Below are 13,765 nucleotides of genomic sequence, written 5' to 3' on the forward strand. Positions count from 1 at the left end.
AGCATCGAGCCTCGACGCGGTGAACGGCGCGCAGCTGTACAACGTGGCGGCATCGACGGCTAACGTGATCGGTGGCGGTTCGACGGTGAACACCAACGGCACGATCAGCAATCCGACGTTCAACGTTGGCGGTTCGACGGTGACGAACGTTGCCGGCGCGATCACGAACCTCGACAACCGCGTGTTTGCGAACACGACCGACATCACGAACCTGCAGACGCAGATCAACGACGGCGGTATCGGTCTGGTGACGCAGGACGCAACGAGCAAGAACATCCTCGTTGCTTCCAAGACGGACGGTTCGATCGTCGACTTCACGGGTACGAAGGGTGCGCGTGTTCTGACGGGCGTGGCCGCAGGCCAGGTGAACGCATCGAGCCTCGACGCGGTGAACGGTACGCAGCTGTACAACGTGGCGGCATCGACGGCTAACGTGATCGGTGGCGGTTCGACAGTCAACGCCAACGGCACGATCAGCAACCCGACGTTCAACATCGGCGGCTCGACGGTGACGAACATCGCGGGCGCGATCACGAACCTCGACAACCGTGTGTACGCGAACACGACCGACATCACGAACCTGCAGACGCAGATCAACGACGGCGGTATCGGTCTGGTGACGCAGGATGCAACGAGTAAGAACATCCTCGTTGCATCGAAGACGGACGGTTCGATCGTCGACTTCACGGGTACGAAGGGTGCGCGCAAGCTCACGGGCGTGGCAGCAGGCAACGTCAACGCATCGAGCCTCGACGCGGTGAACGGTACGCAGCTGTACAACGTGGCGGCATCGACGGCTAACGCCATTGGTGGCGGCTCGACGGTCAACGCCAACGGCACGATCAGCAATCCGACGTTTATCGTGGGTGGCTCGACGGTGACGAACATTGCAGGCGCGATCACGAACCTCGACGCTCGCACGTATGCAAACTCGACCGACATCACGAACCTGCAGACGCAGATCAACGAAGGCGGTATTGGTCTGGTGACGCAGGACGCAACGAGCAAGAACATTCTCGTTGCATCGAAGACGGACGGTTCGGTGGTCGACTTCACGGGCACGGCGGGGGCGCGCGTTCTGACGGGCGTCGCAGCGGGCACGAACGATCTGGATGCGGTCAACGTCGCGCAGTTGAAGGCGGCAGGCATCATCAACGGCGATGGTTCGACGAAGACGGCCGTGACGTACGACACGACGAAGGATGCGAGCGGCAACACCGTGACCAACTACAGCAGCATCACGCTGGGTGACGGAAGCGCCAATGCTGCACCGGTGGCGATCCACAACGTTGCTGCGGGAACGCAGGACAACGATGCGGTGAACTACTCGCAGTACGCGGATCTGGTGTCGAAGGTCAACAACATCACCAACGCAGGTACGGGTGTCGATACGCTGTTCGTTGGCGATGGCGACCGCAACACGGAAGCGGCGCAGGCAGGCGGCACGCACGCTACGGCAATGGGTGCGCTCGCGGTTGCGAACGGTCTGCAATCGGTTGCAACGGGTTACGCATCGAGCGCAACGGGCAGCAACGCCGTCGCAATCGGCGCGAACTCGACGGCTACCGGCAACAACTCGGTCGCGCTCGGTGCAGGCTCGGTGGCGTCGGAAGACAACACCGTGTCCGTCGGTTCGGCAAGCCAGCAGCGTCGTATCACGAACGTCGCAGCGGGCACGGCCAACACCGATGCCGTCAACGTCGGCCAGTTGAACGACGCGATTACGAACGCAAGCAGCAATACGGTGAATCAGGCCGTGCAGCAAGCGAACTCGTACACCGACAGCCAGTTCAGCAAGATGAACGACAAGATGAACTCGCTGGGTGCGGCGGCGATGGCGGCAACGTCGCTGATCCCGAATGCTCGCGCGGAAGGCAACTTCCAGATGTCGGCGGCAGCCGGCACGTATGGCGGGGCGGCAGCGCTCGCCGTCGGCGCGAGCTACTGGGTCAACGATCGCGTGCTCGTCAACGCTCACGTGTCGCGCTCGACAGGCGGCAGCGCCAGCACGGGTGCGTCGGCAGGCGTGACGATCGGCTTCTGATGCCCTGAGGCGTCCGCCGCGCGATAAGCGCGGCGGACGCGGAGAACTCTATGACAAAACCAACATTACGCGGAACGGCACGCGTGACGCTTGCCGTAACGCTGGCCGCTGCATGCGTCGCGCCTGCGTTCGCGGACAGCATCAAAAGCCAGGCCGAGGCGTTGCTGCCCGCCGCCCAGAAAATCGCGGATCCTTATCGTCGTGGCGTGGCGGAAGGTTTCCTCGAAATCGCTGAGCGTCAGGACAGTCACGTGCTCGTTTCGAAGGTCTACAACAATGCAGCACAGCGCGCGTTGAGCGACGCGCGTTACCTGATCGACCAGAGCACGCCATGGCAGCCGTTGTACTCGGCGAAAGTCTGGCCAACGCGCGACAACTGGGTGCAGGCGATTCGCGCGATCGAAGCGACCAACGCACGGGTGTCGGCATCGCAATGCAAAAGCGAACCGGCAGGGCGGCTGCTTGCTCTCACCGATGAAATCTGGAAAGAGCAGGAAGAAACCCAGGGCACGCGCTGGGTACACGGCTGGGAGGCGATCGAACGCGCGCAGAAGCTGAGCGTGCAGGTGAATCAGGAGCAGGATCGCTGTGCACCGCCGCCGCCTCCGCCGCTCGATGTGCAGCCTGTCGTGAGCGCAAAGCCGATTTCGCTGTCGGCTGACGCGCTGTTCGACTTCGATAGCGCGAGGTTGAAGCCGGATGGCGTGACGGCAGTCGATGCCCTCGCAACCGACCTGAAGCGCGCGCAATCGATCGACGTGGTCACGGTGATCGGTTACACGGACCGCTTCGGTTCGGTTGCACACAACCGTGAACTGTCGCGCAAGCGCGCGCAGGCTGTCGCGGACGCACTGAAGGAGCGTGGGCTGAACCCGGCACGCTTCGACGTGCGCGGTGCGGGCTCGACTGCGCCCGTTGCGACCTGTCCGGGCCGCAAGTCGGCTGCCGTGATCGCGTGTCTGGCACCGAACCGTCGCGTGGAAATTCGCGTGAGCGGACAGTCGGTGTCGAATGCGCCCGTCGCACCCGCGACGCCCGTCGTGATGCAGACGCCGCGTGCACAGCCGATGACGCAGCAGCCGCAGCCGCAAGTGCAGCAGCGGCCGCAAACGCCGCAGCTTAGCTTGCAGCAGCTTCAGCAGCCGCCACAGCGCACGCAGTGGCAACTGCCGCCGCAAGCGCAGCAATAGCAACCTGTGTGTGTCGCTGTGATTCGGCGGCCCACAACGCAAACGGCCCGGTCATACAGATGACCGGGCCGTTTTTTTATAGCGGGTGTAAAAGTAAAAAGCTTACTTCGGTCCGCTCGTCCAGAAGATCACATCGTCGATACGGTCGAACACATACACCTTCAGCGCCATCTGCTCGACCTGATCGAGCCTGTCGAACTCGATGCCATGCGTGGCGGGATCGCCGGGTTTGGAGCCGGGCTGCACATTGCGGATCGTCGCAGTGGTTTCGATCGACGTATCCATGTCTTTCGAGCGCAGCGTGAACGCGACGCGAATACGCTTGCCGACGTCACCCACCGTCCACGGCGCGGAGAACGACATGCCCATCGCGCTCACGCTCTGTACGAGGCCGAGACTTTCGTAGGCCGTGCCTTCCGCTTCGACGCTGAAACGCAGCGGCAGGCTCGCGCGCACGCGCACCGATTTGCGCTCGCGCAGCCGGCGCACCACGCCCGGCTTCGACAGCACGAGATAGTGGAATGGCACCTGGCAGACGGAATCGACGGTGCACACGAAGCGGAACACCGCCTGGCTCGCAATCGCGACGATCTCGACGTTCTCGCCGATCGACAGCGGCATCGGCTTGCCGTCGACCAGCGGCGGCGTGACGAACAGCGATTCGTTCGGCGCAAAGCCGATGATGCGCGACGGGTGCATCGGCGCGCCCATGCCGACCTGCGAGCGCACGCCGATCAGCGCGCCGATCGTCAGATGCATCTCCTTGAGCGTGAGCGCGTCGGTGTCGCCCGTTTTAGGGGCGGCTTGTGCGGCAATCGTGCCGTCGCCTTCGGCTTCGCCGCCGAGATCGCCGCGCTGCGGCTTGAAGTTCTGGAACAGAAAGCGATGCTCGTCCGCGCCGATCACGACCGCGCCGCGCTCGAACAGCAGCGTGCCATCGTCATCGACAATCGGAAACTCGAGCGGGGTGCCCACGGGCACCGCGTCGGGTGAAAGCTGGCGCGTAGCGGCGGGCGCGCTTGCGCCTACGTCGACGGTGTCTTCACTGGTTTGCATGTTGTTCGAATTTAGCGGTGGCCCTTGTTAACCGCTGTATACGTCGTGCGCTGAAAAAACTTTAATAAATTTTTTCAGCTCAATGGCCGTCGGCGATTTACCCGCTTTATTTATTATCGATAATGCGCGCGAATTAAAGCGCTGCAAACGTTAAAATCCGCGGCTATTCATACCAGCGTGGCGTGTAAACCCATTCCTTACCGCTGCTATCAAGGCGGAACGCGCGTGTGGTCGACGAGCCGACGATCACCATCGTGCGCATATCGACCTCGGCGGATTTCAGTTCTGAAAGCGTGGTGGTTTTCAAGGTCGCACCCGGCCGGCCAATATCGCGGCCGAGCACCACGACAGTTGCGGGCGCACGGAATTCGCGGACTATATCGCGCGCCTTGTCGAGTTGCCACGGCCGCGCGCGCGAAATCGGGTTATAGAAAGCCATCACGAGATCGGCTTCGGCGGCGTGCCGCAACCGCGTTTCGATGATCGACCACGGTTTCAGATTGTCCGATAGCGACACCATGCAGAAATCGTGGCCGAGCGGCGCGCCCGCCTGCGCGGCCGTCGCCAGCGCGGCCGAGACGCCGGGCACGATCTCCAGTTCGACGGCGGCCCACGCGGCGCTATGCGGTTCGTTGCGGGCATCGTCGAGCGCTTCGAGCACGGCGGCGGCCATCGCGAACACACCCGGATCGCCCGACGACACCATCGCCACATGCCGCCCCTCACTCGCCAGTTCGAACGCATGGCGGGCGCGCTGCATCTCCTCGCGATTGTCGGTGCCGTGCACGCGCTGAGCGGCCCGGAACGGACCGGCCATCTTCACGTAGGTTTCGTAGCCGAGGATGTCGGTGGCCTGCGTCAGCGCGGCGCGTGCCGCGGGCGCCATCAGCGACGCGTCGCCGGGGCCGAGGCCGATCACGCTCAGCCTGCCGCGCGCGCTGCCGACGGTTGCGGGAGCGAGCGGCGCATGGGCGACGGCGAAGGCGATGTGCGCTTGTTCCGCGCCGAGCGTCTTGTGAGGCACGCGCAAGCTTCGGCTCAGCATGCCGGCGGACCTGGCGGGCTGGGCGTCGTCGGCGGTGAAGCGCAAGGTGACCTGTAGCGCGTCGGCGGCATGCCGAAGCGCAGGATCGCTCGCCAGCGAAAGCGGTGCGAGCAGCACCGCGAGCGATTGCGCAGCCAGCCCGTGCTCCTGCGCCGCGGCCAGGCTACGTTCGTACAAGCCGTCGCCCGCCGTCTTTGCATCGACCGCGACCACGACGCTGCGGGGATGAATCACCAGTTCGTCAGTCGCGCCGCTCCAGGCCAGCGGGGTCACGCGGATCGCGCGCCGTGCATCTTCGGCGCGCGGCAGTTGCACGTCGTCGAGCCACGGCGCGTCGCCTTCGCTACGCGTGGCTTCGCCCGCGAGCAGATCGGACACGAAGCGCTTGCCCTGATCGATGCTCGCGAGCGTGTAGCCGTCGGGCGGATTCAGCACGCACGCGCCGAAGCGCAACTCGCCGCTGGTCGTGATCGCGGGCGGCACGTCGAGCGCGGCGGCGATCTCGCGCGCCATCGTGTTGACGCCCGACAGCCCGCCGCGCAGCGGCACGACGGCACTGCCGTCTTCGGCGACGGCCAGCACAGGCGGCTCGACGCCCTTGTTCGCGAGCAGCGGCGCGAGGCAGCGGATCACGATGCCCGCCGCGCACAACGCGACGATCGGCGTACCGCTCGAATACAGCTCGCGCAAGTGCGCGTTGAGTTCCGTGTAGGCGACGTCTGCATCGTTGACGCGGCCTTGCAGCCCGTGAACCCTGGCGCCTTCGTAGCAGGGCTGGATACGCCGTGCAGTAGCCAGCGCGCCGACGCCGAGTATCACGATGGCGGGCGGCGTGCTCATCCTTGCCATTTTTCCCCCGGCACGACGAGCAGCGAGAAATAGGGCGACGCCATCGGATCGACTTCGGCGAGCGGCACGATGCGCTGATTCGCCATCGTCGCGCGTTCGACGTAGAGCGCGCGGTCGGCGAGGCCGAGTTCGTGAAGCACGCGGCGCACCTTATCGAAATTGCGGCCGAGTTTCATCACGACGGCAGCGTCGGCGTCCGCGAGACGCCGCTTGAGTTCGTCTTCGGGCAGCACGCCCGACAGCACCGACAGCGTCTGGTTGCGATACACGAGCGGCTGGCCGAGCACGGCGACACCGCCGAGCATCGAGCACACGCCGGGCACGACTTCGGCTTCGAAGCGCGGGTCGAGCCGGTTCGCGAGCCGGTCGTGCAGGTACATATACGAACCGTAGAAGAACGGATCGCCTTCGCAGATCACAGCGACGTCGCGGCCGGCGTCGAGATGATTTGCGACTACCTCGGCGGCCGTGTCGTAGAAATCGGCGATGATCGCCTCATACGACAGCGGCGGTTCGAGCGCTTCCGTCGTCACGGGATAGACGAGCGGCAACTGTTCCTGCTCGCTGCCCAGATGCGATTCGATGATCGAGAACGCGTTGCCTTTCTTGCCCTTCGCGACGAAATACGCCACCACATGCGCGGACTTCAGCAGCCGCAGCGCTTTCAGCGTGATGAGTTCCGGGTCGCCGGGGCCGACGCCGAGCCCAAAGAGACGTCCGCGCGTGCTGTTCGGCTGGCCGCTCATTATTCTTCCTCCGATGCCAGCGCATTCACGGCGGCCGCCGCCATCGCGCTGCCGCCGCGCCGGCCTTGCACGGCGACGAAGGGCACGCCGCGGCTGTCGGCGGCGAGCATCGCCTTCGATTCCGCCGCGCCGATAAAGCCGACCGGGAAGCCGAGAATCAGCGCGGGGCGCGGCGCGCCGCCGTCGAGCATGTCGAGCAGATGAAATAGCGACGTCGGCGCATTGCCGATCACCACCACGCTGCCTTGCAGATGCGGACGCCACAGTTCGAGTGCCGCCGCCGAGCGCGTGTTGTTCATCTCGCGCGCGAGGGCGGGGACGGACGGATCGCCGAGTGTGCAGATCACGTCGTTCTTTGCAGGCAGCCGCGCGCGCGTGATGCCTTCGGCAACCATGCGCGCGTCGCAGAGGATGGGCGCACCTGCGGCGAGCGCCTCACGTCCCGCGCGGCCAGCGCCGTCGGAAAAGCGCAGCTCGCCGACGATGTCGACCATCCCGCACGCGTGGATCACGCGCACGGCGAGCTTTTCGAGGTCGGCGGGAATGTGGGAGAGATCGGCTTCCGCGCGTATCGTCGCGAACGACTGGCGATAGATTTCCTGTCCGTCGCGGATGTAGTCAAGCATCGAATGGCTCATCGGTTGAGGAAGCGGCGCAGGCTTGCAGCTTGTGCGCGGCTTCGTCGATTGTCAGGCCACGCGCGATGCAGCGGCCAAAGCCGGTCGGATCGCGCGGGTCGTGTGTCTGGTAGAGGTCGTAGCGGCCTTCGGCTACGGCGAGCAGCGTAAAGGGCGCGCGGTGCGCGGCGGCGCATGAGCGTGAGCAGCCGCTCAGATGCGCCTGCGTGTGTGCAGGCACGTGTGCGGCTAGTGTCAGCGCGTCGGCTTTGGTGTCTGCGTGGCTTTTCGCGCAACCCGTCGAGCCGGTGCACGCGATCACGCGGGTTAGCGGATCGTTACGCGTGGTCGCGAGGCCGAGGGCTTCGAGTGTCTGTAAGGTGCCGTCGATGTTGGCAGTGACGATGTCGGTGAGCAGCACGCTTTGCCAGGGTGTCATGCGCAGCGTCGCGCCTTCGTTGTCGTGCGCAAGTTGAGCGAGGCCGCGCAAGGTGGCGCTGTTGACGCGTCCCAACGCAGGCTGTGCGCCGACATGGAAACGCTGTCCGTCGTTCTGACGATGTGCACCGAGTCTGCGCGATGCATCGGCAGTTGTACGGCGCCATTGGGAGATCGAATCTCCGCGCAGCAGACGCACGCCGCTGTTGCGTTCGGCTTGTGCGACGACGTCTTGCGCACGATGCGTGGCGAACAGATCGCGCATGCGGTTGTGTTCCGGTGCGGCAAGATCGAGAAACGCGTGCAGCAGCGCTTGCGTGAACGCGACGACATCACGCGCTGCGACGGCTGCCAGTGCGTTTTCGTGGCTCGCGGTGACAGGCGGGCATCCTGCGAGGCCGAACGCGGACAGGCCATCTTCGTGCGCTTCCTGCCCGATTGCGGAAAACCAGATGTCGTGTGGATGATCGAGCATCATCAGACGCTCGCCGCCATCGAGCATCAGCGAGAATTTCGGCGATAGCGCTGCAAAACGTGTATCACTTTGCAGCAGTGAAAGCAGACCTTCGGCGAGCACGCCCGTATCGCAGAGGGCATGAGCGTCGCGGCCCATGGCGGGGCTGACCAGCACGTTGCGTACATCGTCGGCAGAGGTATGCGAGGTTTCCTGAGGACCGAGGCCGGCACCGAGCAGCGCGGCGATCAGCGCATCTTCATGACCCTGCTTCACACCCCGTAACTGCAGATTCGCGCGATTCGTAATATCGACGATGCCGGATGCGTGCTGGTCGATGGCATCGGCGATGGCGATGGCCTGCGGCGCACTGAGCAGGCCGCCCGCCAGCTTCACGCGGCAGATTCCACCGTCGAGCGCGGGCACGATGCGCAGCAACCCCGGACAGGCCGAAGGGCGCAAGGTGGAAGCGTCGTACGAATGGAAAGCGTGGCTCAAGACATTACCGGGTAAGCGTCGCGCGACGGCCCGGGCATCTCGAAGGAGAGCGGCTCGGCATCGGTACACCCCGCCCGATGTTGGCTGGCACGAACAATGAGCCGGCAGGTCTTCTGACTCTGCAGGTCGTCATCCACGGCCAGCCTTCCCGGTATCACCAGTGGCACAAATTGGCGTGGACTCGCTGCATACAGTTGCGGGGGCAGTCACGGTCATCGCAGTGATGTGTGTTCCCTCTTAGGCCCCGAAAGGCACCGGCGAACGGGTATTATGCCTTTTTTCGAACAGCGCAACGATGCCGCGGCCTTTAAACACGGCCCGTTGCAGCGTTTTCGGTACAACCGCAAGCAGATGAGGATCGAGGCATGTCGGCGTGGCTGACCGTGGTGGGAATGGGTGATGACGGTTTTGCCGGTCTGGGGAAAGCGGCGCGGCGCGCGCTGATCGACGCGTCGGTGATCTACGGCGGCGAGCGCCATCTGGCGATGCTGCCCGTATGCCTGTCCGCCGCGCGCGAGCCGTGGCCGCAGCCATTCGACATCGCGCCTGTGCTGGCGCGCCGCGACACGCCCGTGTGCGTGCTGGCGAGCGGCGACCCGATGTTCTACGGCGTCGGCGCGACGCTCGCACGTCACCTGTCCGCCGATGAATTGCGCGTGTTGCCCGCGCCTTCGTCGGTGTCGCTGGCGGCAGCGCGGCTCGGCTGGGCCTTGCAGGACGTCGCGACGGTGTCGCTGGTCGGCCGCCCGCTTGCTGCGTTGCAGATGCAGTTGCACGACGGCGCGCGCGTGTTCGTGCTGAGCACGGACGGCACGACGCCCGCCAGCGTCGCCGCGTGGCTGCGCGAACGCGGCTTCGGCGCGACGCGCATGATCGTGATGGAGCATCTGGGCAACGCGTCCGAACGCGTGATCGATGCCCGTGCGCACGACTGGTCGATCGGCGAGACGGCGCAACTGAATGTGATCGCACTCGACTGCCGGCGCGATGACGCAGCGAACGCGCCGCGTCTCGCGTTGACGCCCGGCTTGCCCGATGACGCCTATCGCCACGACGGTCAACTGACGAAACGCGACGTGCGCGCGCTGACATTGAGCCGGCTTGCGCCTGCACCCGGCGAACTGCTATGGGACGTCGGCGCGGGCAGCGGCTCGATCGGTATCGAATGGATGCGCGCGCACGCCACGTGCCGCGCCATCGCGATCGAGGCCAACAGCGAGCGCCAGCGTTTCATCGAACACAATCGCGATGCGCTCGGCGTGCCGGGACTGCAACTGATTGCAGGCAAGGCGCCCGATGCGTTGCAAGGCCTGCCCGCGCCCGATGCCGTGTTCATCGGCGGCGGCGTCACGGCGCACGGTGTACTGGACGCGTGCTGGCACGCGTTGAAATCAGGCGGGCGGCTGATTGCCAATGCCGTCACGCTCGAAGGCGAAGCGGCGCTGCTTGCCTGGCGCGCGCAGCACGGCGGCACGCTGACGCGTATCGCGCTGGCGGAGGCGCAGGCCCTCGGCGGCTTCGAAACCTGGCGATCCGCGCTGCCGATCACGTTACTCGACACCCGCAAACCGTAATGCGCGACGAAACGCCCGAACAACTTACCCGTAAACCGTAATGCGCGACGAAACGCCCGAACAACCCGCGCCGCTGCGTAGCGGCTACACGACGGGAAGCTGCGCGACGGCGACGTCGCTGGCGGCGGCGCGTCTGCTGCTGACGGGTGTTGCCAGCGACGTCGCGGACATCGTCTTGCCCAAAGGCCAGCATGTGCCGATGAAGCTCGAGTTTTGCCGCCTGCTCGCGGGCGAGGCGCACGCGGCAGAAGCCGGCACCGTGAAAGACGCCGGCGACGATCCCGACGTCACGCACGGCGCGGTGGTGTTCGCGTGCGTGCGTCTTGCCGACGCGCCCGGCGTGCGCTTTCACGCGGGGCCGGGCGTCGGCACGGTGACGCGCGCGGGCCTGACGCTGGCTGTCGGCGAACCGGCCATCAACCCGGTGCCGCGTCAGATGATGACCGCGCATCTGACCGAACTGGCCGCCGAACATGGCTACGCAGGCGGCTTCGACGTGACGATAGGCGTCGAGAATGGCGAAGCGCTGGCGCAGAAGACGATGAACCCGCGTTTGGGCATTGTCGGCGGGCTGTCGATACTGGGCACGACGGGCATCGTGCGGCCGTTTTCGTGTTCAGCGTATATCGCGTCGATTCATCAGGGCATCGACGTGGCGCGTGCGAACGGCTACATGCATATCGCCGCGTGCACGGGCAACGCGAGCGAAGACGCCATGCGCGCTTACTACCAGTTGCCCGATATCGCGTTGATCGAAATGGGCGACTTCGCGGGCGCGGTGCTCAAGCATCTGAAGCGCGCGCCGGTCGACAAGCTGAGCATGTGCGGCGGCTTCGGCAAGCTGAGCAAGCTCGCAGCCGGGCATCTCGATCTGCATAGCCGCCATTCGAGCATCGACTTGCCGCAGCTTGCCGCGTGGGCCGAAGGTCACGCCGCGAGCGACGCCGCATTGCAGGCGGCCATCGTCGGCGCGAACACGAGCCAGGAAGCGCTTGCGATGGCGCTGAAACAAGGCGTGCCGCTCGGCGACATCGTCTGCGCGCATGCGCGCGACGTGGCGCGCGAGATCGTGCCGGCCTCGGTCGAAGTCGAGATGTTTGCGATCGACCGGCAGGGCAACATCATGGGAGCCGCGCGATGAGGCGCGTGCTGTTGCTGGGCGGCACGGGCGACGCGTTGCAGATTGCGCGGCAACTCGAAGCACGCGATGTATATAGCCTCGCGGGACTCGGCCGCGTGCCGGAGGGCCTCGCGTGTGAGGTGCGCGTCGGCGGGTTTGGTGGTGTTGAAGGGCTGGCGCGGTTTATCGACAGCGAACGCATTACGCTGGTCATCGATGCGACGCACCCGTATGCCGCGCAGATGAGTGCGAACGCAGCGGCCGCATGCCACGAGGCTGGCGTTCCCTGTTGGGCGCTGCGCCGCGCGGGCTGGACGTCGCAGTCTGGCGACGACTGGCGCATGGTCGACGGATGGGACGGGTTGATCGACGCGATCAGGCCATTCAAACGCGTGCTGTTCACGTCGGGCCGCGAGCCGCTTGCGCATCTGGACGAGATACCTGTGCACCAATACTGGATCGTGCGATGTCTCGATGCGCATCCGGGCAACGAGCGCGCACGCATTATCGACGCACGCGGACCGTTCGATATCGACGGCGAGCGGGCGCTGTTCGCGTTGAATCATATCGACGTGCTGGTGACGAAGAATAGCGGCGGTGCTGCGACGCAAGCGAAACTCGATGTCGCGCGGGAGTTGAACGTGCCTGTTGTGATGATGCAGCGACCGACGTTGCCGGATGTGGACCGCGAATTCGACAGTCCTGCGCAACTGCTGCGCGCGTTGAACGAAGAAGATTGGAGTGGTGTGAAATGACGGTGTTTTTTATCGGCGCGGGGCCGGGCGATCCTGAACTGATCACGGTGAAAGGGCAGCGATTGGTGCGGACGTGTCCGGTGATTCTGTATGCCGGGTCGCTGGTGCCGGAAGCCGTGTTGAGCGGCAACATTGCCGAGACGGTGGTGAATACGGCGGAGCTCGATCTCGATGCGATTGTCGGGTTGCTTGCTGACGCGCATGCCAAAGGGCAGGACGTGGCGCGTGTGCATTCGGGCGATCCGTCGTTGTATGGCGCGATTGGCGAGCAGATCCGGCGGTTGCGGGCGCTGGATATTCCGTATGAGATTGTGCCTGGCGTCACGGCGACTGCTGCGTGTGCGGCGGCGCTGGGTGTCGAGTTGACGTTGCCTGATGTGTCGCAGACGGTGATCCTGACGCGCTATGCGCGGAAGACTTCCATGCCTGTGGGCGAAGAATTAGACGATCTTGCGCGGCATCGGGCTTCGATGGCGATTCATCTTGGGGTTAGGCATCTTGCCAGTATTGTTGCGGTGCTGGTGCCGCACTATGGGGGCGATTGTCCTGTCGCTGTGGTGTATCGGGCTAGTTGGCCCGATGAGGAACGGGTTATTGGGACTTTGGATGATATTGTCGGTAAGGTTCAAGCGACGGATATTGAGCGTACTGCTTTGATATTGGTTGGTCGGGTGCTCGAGGCTGAGCATTTTTCGGATTCGACTTTGTATGCCAAGGGCGGGTGAGGTTGGCTTGTTTTTGCCTTTGCCTTTGCCTTTGCCTTTTTATGGCATCCGCGATTTGTTAGTGGTGCTTCATGCGTCGCCCCTGTGCGGGGCAGCACCTACTTTTCTTTGCCGCGGCAAAGAAAAGTAGGCAAAAGAAAGCCGCTAACACCGCCAGTTCTTGTAGTTGCCTGCGGGCCCCCAGCCGGTCCTATCCTTCATGCGGCATCGCTTCTCTTGATGCCCGCTGCCAGCACTCTTTAAGAGCGCATCACCCGCTTCAAACTCCCGCATCACAGCAAGCCTTACCAGTTCGGCCCAGGCCGCCCAGGTGGCAAACGGTGTGTAGGCTTTCGCGCCTTATACGCATCACTCCGGACTGAAAAGCAAAGGCGGTGTGTCTCGTAGGATCGCCGACGTGTAAGGCGCGACAACCGACACACCGTTTGCCACCTGGGCTGCAGTGACGGGTCGCTGCCGCTGGATGCACTACGGGTGATTGGAGTGGGTGAGGCGCTCGTAAAGAGCGCTGGCAGCGGGCATCAAGAAGGGAGATGCCGTGTGAGGGATAGGACCGGTCGGGGGCCCGCAGGCAACAACTAGCATTAGCGGTGTTAGCCCGCTTTCTTTGCTTAGGAATGTCTGAACAACCCAGTTTCTGCCGTGGATATTCAA

General features: G+C 64.5%; 11 protein-coding genes and 1 riboswitch. Of the genes, 6 read left to right on the forward strand and 5 right to left on the reverse strand.

Going from position 1 to position 13,765, the window contains the following annotated elements; translation table 11 throughout:
- Both DK391_RS30235 and DK391_RS30240 read left to right on the forward strand, forming a co-directional pair.
- A partial coding sequence (locus tag DK391_RS30235) for a YadA-like family protein (RefSeq protein ID WP_204117471.1) occupies positions 1 to 2,044 on the forward strand: 2,044 nt, incomplete at its 5' end.
- Between the two features lie 50 nt (positions 2,045 to 2,094).
- The gene (locus tag DK391_RS30240) at positions 2,095 to 3,234 is read left to right on the forward strand and encodes an OmpA family protein (protein WP_109481676.1); all 1,140 of its coding nucleotides are present in this window, start codon (positions 2,095 to 2,097) and stop codon (positions 3,232 to 3,234) included.
- A 102-nt stretch (positions 3,235 to 3,336) separates the two neighbouring features.
- On the opposite strand, the gene DK391_RS30245 is transcribed toward DK391_RS30240, so the two are convergent.
- The 5 genes from DK391_RS30245 to cobG all read right to left on the reverse strand — a co-directional run bounded on the left by DK391_RS30245 (position 3,337) and on the right by cobG (position 8,937).
- Positions 3,337 to 4,290: a flagellar brake protein gene (locus tag DK391_RS30245; protein WP_109481677.1), complete on the reverse strand. Its 954-nt coding sequence runs from the start codon at positions 4,288 to 4,290 to the stop codon at positions 3,337 to 3,339.
- Between the two features lie 163 nt (positions 4,291 to 4,453).
- Positions 4,454 to 6,175: a precorrin-3B C(17)-methyltransferase gene (gene cobJ / locus DK391_RS30250; protein WP_204117472.1), complete on the reverse strand. Its 1,722-nt coding sequence runs from the start codon at positions 6,173 to 6,175 to the stop codon at positions 4,454 to 4,456.
- Positions 6,172 to 6,930, reverse strand: coding sequence for a precorrin-2 C(20)-methyltransferase (locus DK391_RS30255; protein WP_109481679.1), 759 nt, complete (start codon positions 6,928 to 6,930; stop codon positions 6,172 to 6,174). Before DK391_RS30255 ends, cobJ begins: the two co-directional genes overlap by 4 nt.
- Positions 6,930 to 7,556 carry a precorrin-8X methylmutase gene (locus DK391_RS30260; RefSeq protein ID WP_109481680.1) on the reverse strand — a complete coding sequence of 209 codons (627 nt, stop codon included), beginning with the start codon at positions 7,554 to 7,556 and terminating at the stop codon, positions 6,930 to 6,932. Before DK391_RS30260 ends, DK391_RS30255 begins: the two co-directional genes overlap by 1 nt.
- Positions 7,549 to 8,937 (reverse strand): precorrin-3B synthase, encoded by a 1,389-nt coding sequence (gene cobG / locus DK391_RS30265; protein WP_239482993.1) that lies wholly within the window; start codon positions 8,935 to 8,937, stop codon positions 7,549 to 7,551. Before cobG ends, DK391_RS30260 begins: the two co-directional genes overlap by 8 nt.
- A gap of 85 nt (positions 8,938 to 9,022) precedes the next feature.
- Positions 9,023 to 9,211, reverse strand: a riboswitch (cobalamin riboswitch).
- 91 nt (positions 9,212 to 9,302) lie between these two features.
- Between cobG and cbiE the strand changes: the two genes are divergently transcribed.
- Genes cbiE through cobM form a run of 4 tightly spaced genes read left to right on the forward strand, consistent with a single transcriptional unit; the run spans position 9,303 to position 13,111 of the window.
- Positions 9,303 to 10,511 carry a precorrin-6y C5,15-methyltransferase (decarboxylating) subunit CbiE gene (gene cbiE / locus DK391_RS30270; protein WP_109481682.1) on the forward strand — a complete coding sequence of 403 codons (1,209 nt, stop codon included), beginning with the start codon at positions 9,303 to 9,305 and terminating at the stop codon, positions 10,509 to 10,511.
- 40 nt (positions 10,512 to 10,551) lie between these two features.
- Positions 10,552 to 11,652, forward strand: coding sequence for a cobalt-precorrin-5B (C(1))-methyltransferase (locus tag DK391_RS30275; protein ID WP_109481683.1), 1,101 nt, complete (start codon positions 10,552 to 10,554; stop codon positions 11,650 to 11,652).
- On the forward strand, positions 11,649 to 12,386 hold the full coding sequence (locus tag DK391_RS30280) for a cobalt-precorrin-6A reductase (RefSeq protein WP_109481684.1): 738 nt from the start codon (positions 11,649 to 11,651) through the stop codon (positions 12,384 to 12,386). The genes DK391_RS30275 and DK391_RS30280 overlap by 4 nt, the downstream gene beginning before the upstream one ends.
- Complete coding sequence (cobM, locus tag DK391_RS30285) at positions 12,383 to 13,111, forward strand: precorrin-4 C(11)-methyltransferase (RefSeq protein ID WP_109481685.1); 729 nt, start codon at positions 12,383 to 12,385, stop codon at positions 13,109 to 13,111. The genes DK391_RS30280 and cobM overlap by 4 nt, the downstream gene beginning before the upstream one ends.
- Positions 13,112 to 13,765 lie beyond the last annotated feature (654 nt).

This window comes from Paraburkholderia sp. C35 (genome assembly GCF_003121405.1).
In the GTDB taxonomy this organism is placed as follows: Bacteria; Pseudomonadota; Gammaproteobacteria; order Burkholderiales; family Burkholderiaceae; genus Paraburkholderia.

Bases quoted from the DNA above. Each gene is read 5' to 3' on its own strand.
- DK391_RS30240 (WP_109481676.1), top strand. From the start codon at position 2,095: ATGACAAAACCAACATTACGCGGAACGGCACGCGTGACGCTTGCCGTA.
- DK391_RS30245 (WP_109481677.1), bottom strand. From the start codon at position 4,290: ATGCAAACCAGTGAAGACACCGTCGACGTAGGCGCAAGCGCGCCCGCC.
- cobJ (WP_204117472.1), bottom strand. From the start codon at position 6,175: ATGAGCACGCCGCCCGCCATCGTGATACTCGGCGTCGGCGCGCTGGCT.
- DK391_RS30255 (WP_109481679.1), bottom strand. From the start codon at position 6,930: ATGAGCGGCCAGCCGAACAGCACGCGCGGACGTCTCTTTGGGCTCGGC.
- DK391_RS30260 (WP_109481680.1), bottom strand. From the start codon at position 7,556: ATGCTTGACTACATCCGCGACGGACAGGAAATCTATCGCCAGTCGTTC.
- cbiE (WP_109481682.1), top strand. From the start codon at position 9,303: ATGTCGGCGTGGCTGACCGTGGTGGGAATGGGTGATGACGGTTTTGCC.
- DK391_RS30275 (WP_109481683.1), top strand. From the start codon at position 10,552: ATGCGCGACGAAACGCCCGAACAACCCGCGCCGCTGCGTAGCGGCTAC.
- DK391_RS30280 (WP_109481684.1), top strand. From the start codon at position 11,649: ATGAGGCGCGTGCTGTTGCTGGGCGGCACGGGCGACGCGTTGCAGATT.
- cobM (WP_109481685.1), top strand. From the start codon at position 12,383: ATGACGGTGTTTTTTATCGGCGCGGGGCCGGGCGATCCTGAACTGATC.